The organism is Arthrobacter sp. Y81, from assembly GCF_002929335.1.
Lineage (GTDB): Bacteria > Actinomycetota > Actinomycetes > Actinomycetales > Micrococcaceae > Arthrobacter.
In genome coordinates this window covers 189,552-204,738 of the sequence record NZ_PJIL01000004.1, presented here as the reverse complement: position 1 = coordinate 204,738, position 15,187 = coordinate 189,552, and the positions used below count along the sequence as shown (strand labels likewise).

General features: G+C 66.9%; 14 protein-coding genes. 5 read left to right on the top strand and 9 right to left on the bottom strand.

From position 1 onward, the window contains the following. The first annotated feature begins 121 nt into the window (after positions 1-121). Positions 122-955 (top strand): pyrroline-5-carboxylate reductase, encoded by an 834-nt coding sequence (proC, locus tag CXQ91_RS07925; protein WP_104173369.1) that lies wholly within the window; start codon positions 122-124, stop codon positions 953-955. 10 nt (positions 956-965) lie between these two features. Here the strand turns inward: proC and CXQ91_RS07920 are convergent, their stop codons facing one another. Further along, on the bottom strand, positions 966-1,652 hold the full coding sequence (locus CXQ91_RS07920) for a TrkA family potassium uptake protein (RefSeq protein ID WP_104173368.1): 687 nt from the start codon (positions 1,650-1,652) through the stop codon (positions 966-968). After that, entirely contained in the window at positions 1,645-3,078 is a 1,434-nt protein-coding gene (locus tag CXQ91_RS07915; protein ID WP_104173367.1) for a TrkH family potassium uptake protein, read from the bottom strand. The genes CXQ91_RS07920 and CXQ91_RS07915 overlap by 8 nt, the downstream gene beginning before the upstream one ends. 104 nt (positions 3,079-3,182) lie before the next feature. On the opposite strand from CXQ91_RS07915, the gene CXQ91_RS07910 reads away from it, so the two are divergent. After that, positions 3,183-4,406, top strand: a complete 1,224-nt coding sequence (locus CXQ91_RS07910; RefSeq protein WP_104173366.1) for an acetoin utilization protein AcuC — start codon at positions 3,183-3,185, stop codon at positions 4,404-4,406. A 21-nt stretch (positions 4,407-4,427) separates the two neighbouring features. Here the strand turns inward: CXQ91_RS07910 and CXQ91_RS07905 are convergent, their stop codons facing one another. Further along, positions 4,428-4,922, bottom strand: coding sequence for a hypothetical protein (locus CXQ91_RS07905; protein ID WP_104173447.1), 495 nt, complete (start codon positions 4,920-4,922; stop codon positions 4,428-4,430). 153 nt (positions 4,923-5,075) lie between these two features. Here CXQ91_RS07905 and CXQ91_RS07900 point away from each other — a divergent pair, with 153 nt between their 5' ends. Next, complete coding sequence (locus CXQ91_RS07900) at positions 5,076-5,654, top strand: helix-turn-helix transcriptional regulator (RefSeq protein WP_104173365.1); 579 nt, start codon at positions 5,076-5,078, stop codon at positions 5,652-5,654. Between the two features lie 262 nt (positions 5,655-5,916). On the opposite strand, the gene CXQ91_RS25720 is transcribed toward CXQ91_RS07900, so the two are convergent. The 3 genes from CXQ91_RS25720 to CXQ91_RS07885 all read right to left on the bottom strand — a co-directional run bounded on the left by CXQ91_RS25720 (position 5,917) and on the right by CXQ91_RS07885 (position 8,764). Then, a complete protein-coding gene (locus tag CXQ91_RS25720) occupies positions 5,917-6,252 on the bottom strand; it encodes a YegP family protein (protein ID WP_104173364.1) in 336 nt (111 codons plus the stop codon). A gap of 114 nt (positions 6,253-6,366) precedes the next feature. Next, complete coding sequence (locus CXQ91_RS07890) at positions 6,367-7,116, bottom strand: GAF and ANTAR domain-containing protein (protein WP_258073877.1); 750 nt, start codon at positions 7,114-7,116, stop codon at positions 6,367-6,369. A gap of 265 nt (positions 7,117-7,381) precedes the next feature. Next, the gene (locus CXQ91_RS07885; protein ID WP_104173362.1) at positions 7,382-8,764 is read right to left on the bottom strand and encodes an alpha-hydroxy acid oxidase; all 1,383 of its coding nucleotides are present in this window, start codon (positions 8,762-8,764) and stop codon (positions 7,382-7,384) included. A gap of 120 nt (positions 8,765-8,884) precedes the next feature. On the opposite strand from CXQ91_RS07885, the gene CXQ91_RS07880 reads away from it, so the two are divergent. Further along, a complete protein-coding gene (locus tag CXQ91_RS07880; protein WP_104173446.1) occupies positions 8,885-9,592 on the top strand; it encodes a FadR/GntR family transcriptional regulator in 708 nt (235 codons plus the stop codon). A 31-nt stretch (positions 9,593-9,623) separates the two neighbouring features. Here CXQ91_RS07880 and CXQ91_RS07875 read toward each other — a convergent pair whose 3' ends face one another. After that, positions 9,624-12,122 (bottom strand): beta-glucosidase, encoded by a 2,499-nt coding sequence (locus tag CXQ91_RS07875; protein ID WP_104173361.1) that lies wholly within the window; start codon positions 12,120-12,122, stop codon positions 9,624-9,626. Continuing rightward, on the bottom strand, positions 12,123-13,406 hold the full coding sequence (locus CXQ91_RS07870) for an MFS transporter (protein ID WP_104173360.1): 1,284 nt from the start codon (positions 13,404-13,406) through the stop codon (positions 12,123-12,125). Positions 13,407-13,515: 109 nt separating this feature from the next. Here CXQ91_RS07870 and CXQ91_RS07865 point away from each other — a divergent pair, with 109 nt between their 5' ends. Next, complete coding sequence (locus tag CXQ91_RS07865) at positions 13,516-14,106, top strand: TetR/AcrR family transcriptional regulator (RefSeq protein ID WP_104173359.1); 591 nt, start codon at positions 13,516-13,518, stop codon at positions 14,104-14,106. On the opposite strand, the gene CXQ91_RS07860 is transcribed toward CXQ91_RS07865, so the two are convergent. Further along, the gene (locus CXQ91_RS07860) at positions 14,103-15,137 is read right to left on the bottom strand and encodes a LacI family DNA-binding transcriptional regulator (RefSeq protein ID WP_104173358.1); all 1,035 of its coding nucleotides are present in this window, start codon (positions 15,135-15,137) and stop codon (positions 14,103-14,105) included. The genes CXQ91_RS07865 and CXQ91_RS07860 overlap by 4 nt on opposite strands. Positions 15,138-15,187 lie beyond the last annotated feature (50 nt).

Here is a 15,187-nt window from a genome sequence, read left to right as displayed (position 1 = left end):
GCTGCGGCGAGCATGTGAGCCACCTGTGAATGAGTTTCCCGCGGCCCCGCCGGCTGCGGCCAGGGGTCCGGCCCATAGACTCCGGATGCGACAACCAGCACCGAACTGCAATGATGGACCAATGAGCAACCGAATCGCATTCCTTGGCTGTGGATCCATGAACGAGGCCGTCATGAGCGGCATGCTGGAGGCCGGAACGGACCCGGCGGACGTCGTGGCGACTGTCCGGCGCGCGGAGCGTGCTGCCGAACTTGCCCAGCGCCACCATGGCATTACCGCCATCGCAGGCGAAGAGGAGCCGGACAACAACAAGCAGGCCGCCACCGGCTCCGCCGTCGTGATTCTTGGCGTTAAGCCCGTGGGCATCACCGACCTGGCCCGGGAGATCAGCGATTCGCTGTCCCCGAAGACCATCGTGATCAGCGTGGCAGCTGCGGTGTCCATCGCGCAACTGGAGGCCGCGCTGCCCGCCGGCCAGCCGGTGATCCGAGCCATGCCGAACACTCCCGCCAAACTGGGCCGCGGCGTCGTGTCCGTATCGCCCGGAACCAACTGCTCGGCCGAACAGCTGCAGCTGGCCAAGGACGTCCTCAAGGGCGCCGGGACTGTGGTGGAGGTGCCAGAGGACCAGGTGGATGCCTTGTCCGCCATCAGCGGCTCGGGCCCGGCCTACGCGTTCTACCTTGCTGAGGCGATGGCTGCCGCGGGAGTCGAACTCGGATTGGATCCCGACTTGTCCCTGCTGCTGGCACGCGAAACAGTGGCGGGCGCCGGCTTCATGCTGGCAGAGCCCGGGGCGGACCCTTCCGCGCTGCGCAAGGCCGTGACCAGCCCGAACGGCACCACTGAACGCGCCATTGCCACGTTTGACGACCGCGGCATGCCCGCGATCATCGCCGACGGCGCCCGCGCCGCAGCGGCCCGCGCGGCCGAGATCACGACCCAGCTCGGGTAAGCGGGGCCGGCTACGGCCGGGCGGCGAACCTCTCGAGCAGGTCCACGTGGCCGGACACGATCAGCATGTCCCGGGAGGACACCTTGGTTTCCGGCCGGGCGTAGGTGAAGTCCTCGCCGGGCGATTTCACGCCAACAATGGTGACGCCGTACTTGGACCGGACCTTGGACTCGTCCAGGGTGAAGCCCACGGTTTCGCGCGGCGGGTACATCTTGACGATCGCAAAGTCGTCGTCGAACTCGATGAAGTCCAGCATCCGGCCGGAGACCAGGTGCGCGGCCCGGACGCCGGCGTCGGCCTCCGGATAGATCACGTGGTTGGCGCCGATCCTGGTCAGGATCTTGCCGTGCGATGGCGTGATCGCCTTGACCCAGAGGTGTTCGATGCCGAGGTCCACCAGGTTCACGGTGATCAGCACCGAGGACTCGATCGAGGTGCCCACGCCGCAGACGGCGGAGCTGAACTCCTGCGCGCCGAGCTGGCGCAGGGCATCGATGTTGGTGGCATCGGCCTCGACCACGTGGGTGAGCACCGGGGCCCACTTCTGCACCAGGTTGCGGTCACGCTCGATGGCCAGCACCTCACGGCCCTGCTTGACCAGCTGTTCGGCGGTCGATGAGCCGAAACGGCCCAGCCCGATCACCAGAACGGGGGCATTGTGGGCGGGGCGATGGGTGGCGCCTGACGGATCAGCCAATGATGGGCCTCTCTTCCGGGTAGTGGTACAGCTGGCTGCGCTGGCGCAACGCCAGGGCAGCGGCAAGGGTTACGGTGCCGACGCGGCCCGCAAACATCAGCGCGGACAGGACATAAACGCCCGACGGCGGCAGCTCGGCACTGAGGTTGGTGCTGAGGCCCACGGTGGCGAAGGCTGAGATGGTCTCGAACAGCACCCGGTCCAGGGGCGCGCCACTGATGTGCAGGAGCGTGAAGGCTGAAACGGAAACCAGGGTTGCGCCGGCGACGATCACCGAGATGGCAACCCGCATGGTTCCCTGCGGGATGGTGCGGCCGTAGACCTTCACGTCGGCGTCGCCGCGGGCTTCGGCCACGATGGCCAGGAACATCACGGCGATGGTGGTCACCTTGATGCCGCCGGCAGTTGACGCCGAACCGCCGCCGGCGAACATCAGCGCATCCGTGAGGAGCATGGTGGTGGATTCCATGTGGTTCTGGTCCACCAGGTTGAAGCCGCCGGACCGGGTCATGACGGAGGCGAAGAGCGAGTGCGTGATTTTGTCGCCGACGTCCATGGAACCGATGGTCCGCATGTTTTCCCACTCCATCAGCCCCCACAGCACGGTTCCGGCAGCCAGCAGGATGAATGATACCTGGATGGTCAGCTTGGTGTGCAGGTTCCATTTCTTCCAGTTCAGCCCGTTCTGCTGCAGCACCATCACCACGGGGAAGCCCAGGCTGCCGAAGAACACGCCGAGCATCAGCGGAATGAGGATCCACAGGTCGGTTTCGTAGGGGACAATTCCGTCCGAGTGCGGCGTGAATCCGGCGTTGTTGAAGGACGAGATGGCGTAAAAGACGCCGTGCCACACAGACTGCCCGAAGCTTTCGCCCAGCGTCAGGAACCGGGGGACCAGAGCCAGCGCCAGGACTGCCTCAATGACCACGGACGTGGTGATGACGATCCGCAGCAGGGTACCCACCTCGCCGAGCCGGCCGGCGTTGTTCATGGCTTCCTGGGCGATCAGCTTGCCGCGCACGCCGAGCTTCTTGCTGACCATCAGCGCCAGCAGCGAGGCCAGGGTCAGGGTGCCCAGGCCGCCCACGAAAATGCCGATCAGGATGACCAGCTGACCGAAGAAGGACCAGTGCACGGCGGTGGACACCACAGTCAGGCCGGTGACGCAGACAGCGGACACCGCGGTGAACAGGGCCTGGTGCAGGGGAGTGAAGTCGCCCGTGGCGGACGACGCCGGCAGGGACAGGAGTCCCGTGAACACAAGGATGACAACTCCGAACGCAGTCAGTGCCAGCCGCGCGGGTGAGGTGTTGGCGATGTTGTCGATGAAGTCGCGGATGCCTGTGAAGATCCACAGGCCCTCCCGCTCCGGCATGCCGGGATGCCAGTTAGCCGGGCTCTTGGACCTCGGCTGGCTTTGCGTCATGTGCGGCTTTTCCTCGGTTGAAACTGCTTCCTTCAGTAGTAAACCACTATATTCCGCGCGATGACCGGGAATTTCTGCCACCGGGCTCAGGTAGCCTGTCCTTGATGACATTCCTGCCCGGACTCGCTCAGCCCGCACTGCCAACGACGGTGGTGTGGGACATGGCCATGACCGCCTACAACTTCGGCCACGGACACCCGATGGCCCCCGAACGCATGGAGCTCACCGCCCGTCTGGCCCAAAGCCTGGGCCTGCTGGACCTGGCGCACGTCACCGTGGCGGCCCCGGACGTGGCTGGCGACGACGAACTGTGCACCGTTCACAGCCCCGAGTTCGTGGCGGCGGTCCGGCGCGTCAGCTTGAACCCGGACGTCCCCGACCTGGAGCGCGGCCTCGGCACGGAGGACGACCCCGCTTTCGCCGGGATGCACGAGGCCAGTGCCCGGCTTGCCGGCGGTTCGCTGCTGGCGGCCGGTGCGATCCTGGACGGCAGTGCCGTGCGGGCAGTCAATTTCGGCGGGGGCATGCATCACGCGGCCCGGGACCGCGCCAGCGGCTTTTGCATCTACAACGACGCCGCCCTGGCGATCCAGAAGCTGCTCGACGGCGGTGTGCAGCGTGTGGCATATATCGACGTCGACGCCCACCACGGCGACGGGACGCAGAGCATCTTCTGGGATGATCCCCGGGTCCTCACCATTTCCCTGCACGAGACCGGGCTGACGCTGTTCCCCGGCACGGGCTTCGCCAACGAGATCGGCGGCCCCAACGCCCAAGGCAGCGCAGTCAACGTGGCCCTTCCTTCAGGGACGGGCGACGCCGGCTGGCTGCGGGCCTTCCATGCCGTGGTGCCGCAGCTGATCGGTGCCTTTGAACCCGAGGTCATCGTGAGCCAGCACGGCTGCGACTCGCACCGGCTGGATCCCCTCACGCACCTCAACATCAGCGTGGACGGCCAGCGCGAAGCCGCCACCGCCGTCGGGAACCTTGCTGCCCGCTACTGCGGCAACCGGTGGATTGCCACGGGCGGAGGCGGCTACAACGTGATCACCGTGGTGCCGCGCTCCTGGAGCCACCTGATTGCAATCGCCGCCGGCCGGCCGGTCCCGCTCCGCACTCCGGTTCCCGAGGATTGGCGGGAGTACGTCCAGGACAAGTACGGAGCCAAATACGGTGTGTCCGCGCCCGAGCTCATGGGCGACGACGTGGATCTGTGGTGGCGTTCGTGGGAGGTCGGCTTCGATCCCAATGACGAGGTGGACCGTACGGTGATGGCCACGCGCAAGGAACTGTTCCCGCTCTACGGCCTGGATCCCTGGTTCGACTAGCGTGTGCTTCGGCTGCGCCGGCTAGGTGACCGGCTTTTCCGTCTGGAACACCACTCCGGCGGCTCCGATGAGCCAGCCCAGCAGGGACAGCGCGAAGGCGCCGATCAGGTCCGTGGACGCGGTTCCCTTGACCAGCCACAGCAGCAGGACCAGCAGCCCCACCGCCAGGTAAACCACTACCGCCGCCACGATCCGCGGGGACAGCCGGGCCGTGACTTCGGCCGGGTTGAAGGCAACGCCGGCGTCGGCGTCGCCGGGCTGGAGATCACGGCGGACTTCCTCGTCGCGGCGGACCTCGGCGATGGTGAACCCCAGGGCCGACGCCGTCAGTGAGCTCAGTGATGTGGCCAGCACACCTGCGGCGGTGACCAGGGCGCCGTTCAACGGCGGCGCCACAGTCCTGCCGTCCGGAACCCAGAACCCGACGCGCAGCAGCACGGAGGTCCAGACCGCCACGAACAGGCCCAAAAACACAAAAGCGATGATGTTGAACAGCTGCTGGCGCAGGAAATCCATGGCCACCCACCCCTCATGTTTGTGCGGCCGCAGCCGGACAGCCCGGGGCAACCGTGAGTCCGTTCTAGCACCGTGGCCGGTACGGGGCAATGGCCCGTGCGCGGGGCGAAATAGTGGATGCCATCCGGCGTATATGTCGCTAGGGTGGATCACATGGTGACAGACGACGTATTTGCCGTCATTGCTGAGGCAACCCGGCGTGACATTCTGGTATCCCTCCGCTCGGGGGACAAAGCAGTGGGCGAGCTGGTTGAGGAACTGGACGCCAGCCAGCCCACCATTTCCAAGCATTTGAAAGTACTCCGCGAGGCCGACCTCGTCAGCATGCGTGCCCAGGGCCAGAAGCGCTACTACGCGCTGAATCCCAAACCGCTTGCCGGTGTGGCCAGCTGGCTGGAGACGTTCGACGTCGGGCCGCGGGCCGCCGTCGCAAGCGCACCGGCCGCAAGCTCACCGTCCGCGCGGATCCTGGAGGAAAAAACGGAGCAGGCCGCCGAACCCGTGGCCGCGGCGCCGTCGCCGGTGCCGGCCAGCGCAGGGACGGCCCGCCCCGCCGCCGCGGAAGTGTCCGGAGCCTCCGCGGGCGGGCAGCTGAGCCCGGCCGTTGCGATTCCGGTGGCCACGGCCGGGGATGACTCTGTGCCGCAGCAGATCGGCCGCACCGTGGGCCGTGCCGCCACGAAGGCCGCCGACCTCATTGCGAACCTGCCAAAGTTCGGACGCAAGAAGTAGCCCAATACCCAAGTAGGTAGCAGCAGGTGTCGTTCTGAGCGCTCAAAACGACATCTGCTGCTACCTAGTTGGGTGGGGCGGCTGCGAGTCTCCGATTGACTGCCGGTCCCCCCAATGGTGATCGGCAGCCACCGGACACGGGATCCCGTGTCGGCGGTTATGTCAGCTAGCGCTACGCAAGGCGTCGGGGGATTGGTGTCTTAGGCAGGCAGACGTCGTGGTTATACGAAGTTGGGCTTGCCCCCCGCTCACGGACCCGGCGTCATCCGAATCGGGTCGGCACCGGAGACCGGGCTGTCTGGTCCGAAATGTAGGACGTGGCAGCGCCTTCCCGCACCGCCTCGACACCTTTCACCGCGGCGGAAATGTCGGGATAAGTTCGGGAGAAGGCAAGCACCGTCCCGTTCCCATCAACGAGCCGTAAGAGGAACCCTCCTCCGTTGGCGCGGACAATCTCAAACGTACCGGGCGTTGAGCGCCAAGGAATTTCATCGACGGGAACGGCGTCGGGCCCTGCTGGCGCCGGGACAAGTGGCCGGCCCCGATACACGTGTGCGCCTTTGGCGGCGGCAGGCAGGCCCTGGGAAAACTTCGGCATGGTAGCTCCACAATGAGGTTCCAATGGCCGCGTCTTGACCTTGTCTGACTATACGCCACAAGACAGCGCCTGGATTTACCAGGCGACAGAAGATGGCTGCGCCGTCGCGGCCGCTCAGCTCTCGGCAGCAGAGAACCTCGGCGCGATAAGTTCCCCGCTGCTGGCAAGGTGTTCGGCAATATCGCGGAGTTTGATGTTGGATCTGGAGCTGGCACGGGTAAGGAGGAGGAAGGCCTGTTCCGCTGTGAGCTTGTATCGCTCCATCAGGATGCCTTCAGCCTGGCCGATCAGTTGCCGGGAAAGCAGCGCTTCGCCAAGCTGATTGATTTTCTGGGAGTCCGCGAAAGCAACGGCCGCGTGCGCGGCAACCAGTAGGCCGATCTGCTCGGATTCGTCGTCGAAGGCATTCGGGTCGGCGCCGTAGAGGTTCAGCGCGCCGAGCCGATCACCTTCAACGAACAACTGGAACGAAAGCATGCTCCGTGCCCCGAGCTTCACGGCGCCCCGGGAGAATTCGGGCCAGCGGTCCTCCCGGCTGAGGTCTGGAACACGAACCACGCGGTCCCGGTAAGCCGCGTCCAGGCAGGGCCCTTGCCCGGTGGAGCTTTGCAGGGCATCGACTTGGCGGGCCAGGTCTCCCGAGGCGACTTCGGAATCAACTTTTTTCCGGCCCGTAACGAGGCTAATGGAGGCGTACGCGGTACCCGGGATCAGGTCAAGTGCAGCCTGGACGATGCCGGACAGGACGGCGTGGACATCATCGTCCTGCTGCAGCTCCCGTGCGAGGTCACTGAGCTGGGCAGCCAGCTCGGAGCTGACACGGCCGTTTCCTTGCCTGGTATTGCTTACTTCTGGTCGGTTCACGCCCATCGCTGGCCTCCGCTGCTCCGTGTGATTCGACAGCGCCCCGTTTTCAGGCACGACATCCGCCGATGCTGCCGATGCAGATAGCGCTGTAAAGATCTAGATATTTATAGCGTAGGCCACATCCTTCGAACGAGCTCGGCTGGTTCCCGGTGAACAGCCACGGCCCCGATCCCCAAGTAAGTAGCAGCAGGTGTCGTTCTGAGCGCTCAAAACGACACCTGCTGCTACTTAGTTGGGATGGGCGTGCGGCGGCGGGGCCGGCCTACTTGCCGAGGATCCGCACGTGGTCCGGGGTGAGCTCGGACAGCTTGCTGACGCCCAGCAGGGCCATGGTGCGGGCCATGTCCTTCTCCAGGATCTGGATGGCGCGGTCCACACCGGCCCGGCCGCCGGCCATGAGGCCGTACAGGTAGGCACGGCCGATCAGTGTGAAGTCGGCGCCCAGGGCAAGGGCTGCGATGATGTCAGCACCGCTCATGATGCCGGTGTCCAGCATGATCGCGGCGCCGGAGTTGTCCTTGGTGAAGGCTTCCTTGACCTCGGGCAGCAGGTGGAACGGGATGGGGGCGCGGTCCAGCTGGCGTCCGCCGTGGTTGGAGAGCACCACGCCGTCGGCGCCGTGGTCCACCACCTTGCGGGCGTCGTCAACTGTCTGGATGCCCTTGACCACCAGCTTGCCCTTCCACGTTTCACGCAGCCAGTCCAGGTCCTCGAACGTGAGTGTGGGATCGAACATGGAGTTGATCAGGTCCGCCACCGTGCCGGTGTACCGCGAGAGCGACGCGAACGTCAGCGGCTCGTGGGTGAGGAAGTTGAACCACCAGGCCGGACGGTAGGACGCGTCCAGCACGGTCTTCAGGGTCAGTGCCGGCGGGATGGTCATGCCATTGCGGACGTCCCGGAGGCGGGCACCGGCGACGGCGGTGTCCACCGTGACCATCAGGGTGTCGTTGCCTGCCCTGGCGGCGCGCTCGATCAGTTCGAGGGAGCGGTCACGGTCTGTCCACAGGTACAGCTGGAACCAGTTGCGTCCGTTGGGCGCGGCCTCGGCGACGTCCTCGATGGACGCCGTGCCCATGGTGGAGAGCGTGTACGGAATCCCGGCGGCCTCGGCGGCCTGGGAGCCGGCGTACTCACCTTCGGACTGCATCATGCGGGTGAAACCGGTGGGTGCAATGCCGACGGGCAGCCGCGACGGCTTGCCCAGGATGTCGGTGCTCAGGTCGATACTGGAGACGTTCCGGAGGATCCCCGGCCGGAACTCGATGTCCAGAAAGGCCTCGCGGGCACGGCGAAGGGTGATTTCGGCTTCCGCAGCGCCGTCGGTGTAGTCGAAGGGCGCCTGCGGGGTGCGGCGCTTGGCCATGTCCCGCAGCTCCCAGATGGTGCTGGCACGCTGGAGCTTTGCGGCGCGGCTGAACTCCGGCTTCTTGAACTGCATCAGCGGGGCGAGGTCCGAGTACTTCGGCACGCGCCGCTTGAGCGCGGCGGGGACCGCCGCTTCCGCCCGGTTCACTGCGCCCGTTACAGAGGCGCCGGCTACGGAGGCGCCGGGGCCAGCGGGGGCTGAGCCGGTGCCGGGCACGTCGGTCGCGTCGGGGGCCGACGTGGTTTCCGGGTTGCTGGGCTGGATGGTGTGCGTCATTGCTGCCTCCGGGGCATCGGGCTTGGTAGCTCTGGACAGGATGGTGCTGGACAGGATGGTTTCTGTGGTCTAACCACACTCTAAAGGATGTGGTCCAACCACATCAAGTACCATTGGCGCATGCGTACCCATCAATTGGTCCTGCAATGGATCGAGAACCAGCTGTCCAGCGGCGAGTTGGCCCTGGGCGGACGGCTCCCGGCGGAGCGGACGCTCGCCGAACAACTGCAGGTCTCGCGCACCTCCGTGCGCGAAGCGATCCGGATCCTGGAGGCCATGGGAGTCGTGCGCGCGGGCGTGGGGTCCGGTCCCGAAGCCGGCACCGTGGTCATCGCGGACCCGACGGCGGCGCTCGGCTCGGCGCTGCGCCTGCATGTGGCCACCTCGCACCTCCCGGTGGCGGACATCGTCCAGACGCGCGTACTGCTGGAATCCTGGGCAGTGGCCCGGGCGCGCACGGACTCCCCGGCGCTGGCGGAGGCCGCCGCGCTGCTGGAAAAAATGGAGGCGTGCCCGGACACGGACGAATTCCTGGCGCTCGACGTCCGCTTCCACCTGGCCCTCGCCGAAGCCGCCGGGAACGCCGTGGTCAGTGCCATGATGGGCTCGCTGCGGGAGGCCATCCAAAGCTATGCCGGCAAGCTCACGGCCAACCTTCCCGACTGGGAGGCCACCGCCGCCCGCCTCCGCGTGGAACACCGCGAAATCCTGGCAGCCATCCACCAGCACGACGGCGGCACGGCAGCCGGGCTTGTGGCAGCCCACATCGAGGGGTACTACAAAGAAGCCGGGCTGGGCCCGAAGGAATCGGACCCAACCCGGCCTTAGCCCCTGGGAAGGGGAGTCAGCGCAAGGAAAGTCAGCGCAGTTCGATCTCCAGCACCTGGAAATCGTCAGCCGCGTGCCGGCCCACCAGCAGGCGGAACGTGCCCTGCTCGACCTGCCACCCGCCGTCGTAATGCCCGAAGGCCTTCGCCGGTATGCGCACCTCAACGCTGTCCGTTCCGGCCGGTGCAAGGTGCGTTCCGGCATAGCCGGCGAGCCAGCGGACCGGGCGCTCCACAGCCGACTCCGGGCGGTCAAGGTACACCTGGACCACTTCGCGGCCTGTGCGCGTGCCGGTGTTGCGGACCGGAACATGCACCACAGCGTCCTGCCCGGCCGGAACCGACTGCGGTGCGTGGGCGGTGCCCAGCTCGAAGGTGGTGTAGCTCAGTCCGAAACCGAACGGCAGGGCCGGGGCGGCTCCGCCGGCAGCCTGCTGCTTGAGCCAGGCCCGGTAGCCGACGTGGATTCCCTCGGAATAGACCACCTTGCCGTCAACCGGCGTGGTGTTGAGGATGGGCACATCCGCCAGCGCGGCCGGCCAGGTGGTGGGCAGGCGGCCGCCCGGTTCCTCGGCGCCCAGCAGGATGTCGGCGATAGCGGTGCCGAATTCCTGGCCGCCGAACCAGCCGAGCAGCACGGCGCCCACCTTGTCCAGCCACGGCATGAGCACCGGCGAACCGGAGTTCACCACCACCACCGTGCGCGGGTTCACCGCGGCCACAGCCTCCACCAGCTGGTTCTGCCGGCCGGGAAGGTCCAGGTCCTTGCGGTCGAATCCTTCGGACTCGATGGCCGCATTGGTGCCCACCACGACCACTGCCACGTCGGCTGCCCGGGCGGCTTCGACGGCGGCGTCGATCTCCGCCTGCGGATCGGCCACCACGGTTTCCTCACCCAGCAGGATGGCGGTAAACGGGATGACCTGCTCCTTCGGCAGCTGGTATTCGGCCTCGATCCGCACGCTCTGGCCAGCCGCGGTTTCAATGGCGTGGACCGTCTTGGGCGGATCGAACAGGGCGGCGCCGAGGACGTCTGTGTCGTCCTCGAGCTCGCTGTTGAACACCTCCGCGCCGTCGAGAGCGAGCCGGATCTGCCCCACAGTCCCGACGCCCAAGTGGTGGACGCCCGCCGTCCCGGCAGTCCAGTCGGCCTGCATCCGGATGGCTGCGGCGCCGTCGGGAATCCCCACGCCGAACCAGATCAGGTGCGACGCAAGCCGGTCCTCGCCGGAAATCTCCGAGCCGTCCCCGGCGAGGAACGTGACCCGGATGCCGGCGACGCCGGACACCGGGTTGCGGAGCGAGTTGCGGGGAAACGCCTGCAGCCCCTCGGCCACCTTGGCGCCACGCACATAGGCGACGTCGACGTCGTCGGGCAGTGCCTTCCGCAGCCCTTCGAGCGGCGAGACGGTGTATTTGGGCATCACGGTGGCGCTGCCGCCGCCCTGGGTGCGCGCTTCCTCGGCGTTGTGGCCGATCACCGCTACGCTGCTGAGCCTGGTGGCGTCCAGCGGCAGGAGGCCGCCTTCGTTGCGGACGAGCACTGCGCCGCGGACAGCCACTTCACGGGCGACGGCGGCACCGTTCAGTTGGGCGGGAAGTTCCGTCACGGCAGGCGTGAATCCCTCGAGGGAACCCACGCGGGCTGCCAGCCGCAGGATGCGCGTGACCTTCTCGAGGATGGCGTCCCGGCTGACCCGGCCGTCGTTCACGGCGGCCAGCAGCTTGGGGCCCCAGTGGCCCACCGGGCCGGGCATTTCAAGGTCCTGGTGTGCGTTGGCCGCGTCCACGGACCTGACTCCGGTCCAGTCCGAAACCACCACGCCGTCAAAGCCCCATTCCGTGGACAGCGGGGTTTCGAGCAGCTTGTTCTCACTGGCCGTGGTGCCGTTGATGGAGTTGTAGGAGCTCATCACCAGCCACGCGCGGGACTCCGTGATGGCGTCCTCGAAGGCCGCCAGGTAGAGCTCGCGCAGGGGACGCTCGGCCACCACGGAGTCCGCGGTGAACCGGTCCGTTTCGGCCTCGTTGGCCAGGTAGTGCTTGGGCGTGGCGCCGACGCCCATGGACTGCACGCCGGCGACGTACCCGGCGGCCATGGTTGCCGTGAGCCGCGGGTCCTCGCTCATGCATTCGAAGTGGCGGCCGCCCAGCGGGGAGCGGTGCAGGTTGATGGTGGGGCCCAGGACGGCGTGCACGCCCTTGCGGCGCGCTTCCTGTCCCAGGACCTGGCCGTACCGGCGCGCCGTTTCGACGCTCCAGGTGGCGGACAGGGCGGACGACGACGGCAGGGAGATGGAGTCGTGGCGCTCGTCGAAGTCTTCGCCGCGGACGCCGGAAGGTCCGTCTGACATCACCACGCGGCTCAGCCCGATTTCAGGAATGGAGTGCGTGGCCCAGACGTCCGCGCCGGTCAGCATCTGGACCTGCTGCTCGAGGGTAAGGCTTCGGGCGAGTTCGCGGATCCGTGCCTCGGCGTCGGGGGAATCCGAGGCCGGGACCGAAACGGCCGGTGACAGTGCGGGGTTCATTTACTTGACTCCTTTGATGCGGATGACGAGGACAGCGCCGATGATGCCGACGGCTGCGCCGCCGAGGAACAGGGCGGGGTAACCGCCGAAGGCGATGACCGGGAAGGCAACGGCGGGCACCAGGGACTGGGGCAGCGCCTGGGCGATGTTGAAGACGCCGAAGGTCTTGGCGTTCTCTGACTGGCTGCCAGGCAGGAGGTCTGCGATGAGGGCGACGTCCACGGCACCGAAGCAGCCGAGGCCGAGTCCGGCGATCGCCTGGCCCACGAGGACCTGGTCGGTGGTGCTGCTGGTGGCAATGACGATCAGGCCCACCATCATGATCAGCGCCGAGGCGATGACCATTCCTTTGCGCTTGCCGATGCGGTCGCTGATCCAGCCGCCGGCAAGGCTGGTGGCGACCGTGCCGGCGGAGCTGACCAGGGTGGCCTGGAACACCAGGCTGGTGACGTCAGTTTCCGCTACGTGAAGGTGGTCCGTGAAGAAGTACGGGAGGTAGAGCAGCCCTGCGCAGTAGCCGATGTAGACCATGAATTTGGTGAGCCAGGCCCAGCCCAGTCCGGGATAGGTGCGGGGGTTGAAGTAGAACGAACCCAGGATCTCCTTGAGGTTCAGCGGGGCTGGCTTTTCCGTCAGGACCCGGTCCTTGAAGGTGAAGGCAAAGGCAATCGCGACGGCGGTTCCCACAACGCCGGGGACCACAGCCATCTGCAGGGCGTTGTCGAACAGTTGCGCGAAGAAGGCCGCTGCGACCAGGCCCACGGGCAGGGTCATGCCGATCAGCCCGGACAGGCGCCCGCGCTCGGCCGGAGCGGCCTGGTCGGGGAGCGTTGCCACGAGTGCCGCGAGCGCGGCGTTGAAGCCGAGCTGGGCGATCACCCACGCAATGAGCACGGTGGCGACGTCGGTGGCGGAGCCCAGCAGGAAGAGCGATGCCAGCCCCACCAGGGAGCCGCCGACGATCCAGGGCTTGCGCATGCCGAACCGCGACGTGGTGCGGTCGCTGAGCCTGCCAAAGAACGGGTTGGCAAGCAGGGCCACCATGGCGCCGACGCCGGCCACGAGGCTCAGTGCCCCTGCCCGGGTGTCCGGCGTGGTGATCTCGGAGACCTTGATGGCCAGCACCACGAGGGCCGGTGCCAGTACGGCCATCCACAGGCCTGCACTCGCGATGGGCATGCCGATGACATAGGCGCGGGGAGTGCTGCTCTTTGAGTTACTGCTGTGTGGAGTTCCGCTGGCCGGAGAAGCAGCGGAATCCTGGGTAATGGTCTTGACGGCCACATTGCCTCCTGACGAAAAGTGACCCTCCGTTGGGTCCTGACAATGATGGTAGCGACAAAAACCAAGTCTGACTAGATTTTTAAAGAACAAAGTGAAATACACTGGCTCAATGTCACCGACCAAGACCCGCGGCCCTTATGCAAAAGGGGCGGAGCGCCGCGAGCAGATAATCCAGACGGCCACTGACGTTTTTGCCACGGAAGGCTTCGAGGGAACGGCGCTCAAACGGGTTGCCGAGCTGGTCGGCGTGAAGGAAGCAACACTGTTCCACTATTTCCGGGGCAAGCAGGAGCTGTTGACGGCGGTCCTTGCCGAGCGGGACCGGCGCGGCCTGGCCACCAGTGACGAGGCGGGAGTGGGCCTCCGGCTTTTGGCGCCGATCGCCGAGCGGAACCGCCAGGAGCCGGGGCTTACTACGCTCTACGCCGTGGCGTCAGCCACCGCAAATGACCCGGGGCATGATTCCCACCCCTATTTCCAGGAGCGCTATGCCCAGGTGGTGGAGGAGCTTGCCCAGGACATCGCCCGGCGCCAGGACGCGGGCGAAGTGCGCACGGACGTGTCCGCCACGATGCTCGCCAGGCTGGTGGTGGCGGCCTTCGACGGCCTGCAGCTGCAGTGGCTCTATGACAAGAGTGTGGACATGGCGGATGGCCTGACGACGATCGTCGACGTCTTGCTGGCTCCGCCCGCCGGCTAGCCTCCGCGGCGCTCCGCGCTGGCCGGTCCCGTGCTGCTGCGGCCTTCCAGGCGTGGCTGGAATACCGTGGGACCTTCGGGGGCTGCGTCGGAGGGGACGTTGCGAATCAGGTCCCGCATCCGGTGCCACGCCTGCTGGCCCAGTTCGGTGATGGGGACCGCTGCCGTGGTGAGCGTGGGCGTGGTGTAGCGGGCGAACGGGATATCGTCGAAGCCGGTCACTGAGATGTCCTCCGGGACCCGGATGCCGCGCTCGTGGAGTCCGCTCAGCAGGCCCATGGCCACAAGGTCGTTGAAGGCCAGGACGCCGGTGGCTCCGCTCGCAAGGACCGCATCCACTGACTGGTGCCCCACCTCGAAGTTGGAGCCGCCCTCGAGCATCTGCAGGTCAATCTCCGGGTGCCCGGCCTTGAACTTTTCCAGCCCCAGGAGGCGCAGGCCGTTCGACGCGCTCCGCTCGGGACCGGCCAGAAAGGCGAGCCGCGTGTGGCCCAGGCCCACGAGGTGTTCCGCGAGTTCCTGGATGCCCTGGCCGTAGTCCACCATCAGGCTGGGGGCGTGGGCGTCGGTGGTGCGGTTGATCAGCACCATGGGCTGCAGTGACGGCGCCAGCTCTTCCAGTTCGGCATCGCTCATGCGCGGCGCGCACAGCACCAGGCCGTCGCACCGGCGGCGCGCCTCGCCGGCGAGGATGGCCTCCTCGCTGGAAACCTCGGAGGAATCGGCGATCAGGACGCGGTAGCCGTCCTGGGCGGCGGCCATGCTGAGGCCGCGGAGGATCGCCTGGAACGTGGGGTTGGAGAGGTCCGGCACCACAATGCCGATGGTGTCGGTCTTGCCCAGCGCCAGGCTGCGGCCCACCGGGTTCGGCTGGTAGTTCAGCTCGGTGGCTGCTGCCCGGACCCGGGCGGCGATGGTGGCGTCAACGGTGAAGTTGCCGTTCATCACACGCGACACCGTCGCGTGTGAAACGCCAGCCTTGAGTGCGACGTCGGCAATGCCGATTCGCCGGGTGGTGGCTCTCCTGCCCATGTGGCCCCTTTCCGGGCTTCTCCGACTCCTCCCCAGTCCGGGTGATGGTT

Excerpts from the sequence above, each read along its gene's own strand:
- proC (WP_104173369.1), top strand. The coding sequence starts at position 122 with ATGAGCAACCGAATCGCATTCCTTGGCTGTGGATCCATGAACGAGGCC.
- CXQ91_RS07915 (WP_104173367.1), bottom strand. The coding sequence starts at position 3,078 with ATGACGCAAAGCCAGCCGAGGTCCAAGAGCCCGGCTAACTGGCATCCC.
- CXQ91_RS07910 (WP_104173366.1), top strand. The coding sequence starts at position 3,183 with ATGACATTCCTGCCCGGACTCGCTCAGCCCGCACTGCCAACGACGGTG.
- CXQ91_RS07905 (WP_104173447.1), bottom strand. The coding sequence starts at position 4,922 with ATGGATTTCCTGCGCCAGCAGCTGTTCAACATCATCGCTTTTGTGTTT.
- CXQ91_RS07900 (WP_104173365.1), top strand. The coding sequence starts at position 5,076 with ATGGTGACAGACGACGTATTTGCCGTCATTGCTGAGGCAACCCGGCGT.
- CXQ91_RS25720 (WP_104173364.1), bottom strand. The coding sequence starts at position 6,252 with ATGCCGAAGTTTTCCCAGGGCCTGCCTGCCGCCGCCAAAGGCGCACAC.
- CXQ91_RS07885 (WP_104173362.1), bottom strand. The coding sequence starts at position 8,764 with ATGACGCACACCATCCAGCCCAGCAACCCGGAAACCACGTCGGCCCCC.
- CXQ91_RS07880 (WP_104173446.1), top strand. The coding sequence starts at position 8,885 with ATGCGTACCCATCAATTGGTCCTGCAATGGATCGAGAACCAGCTGTCC.
- CXQ91_RS07875 (WP_104173361.1), bottom strand. The coding sequence starts at position 12,122 with ATGAACCCCGCACTGTCACCGGCCGTTTCGGTCCCGGCCTCGGATTCC.
- CXQ91_RS07865 (WP_104173359.1), top strand. The coding sequence starts at position 13,516 with ATGTCACCGACCAAGACCCGCGGCCCTTATGCAAAAGGGGCGGAGCGC.
- CXQ91_RS07860 (WP_104173358.1), bottom strand. The coding sequence starts at position 15,137 with ATGGGCAGGAGAGCCACCACCCGGCGAATCGGCATTGCCGACGTCGCA.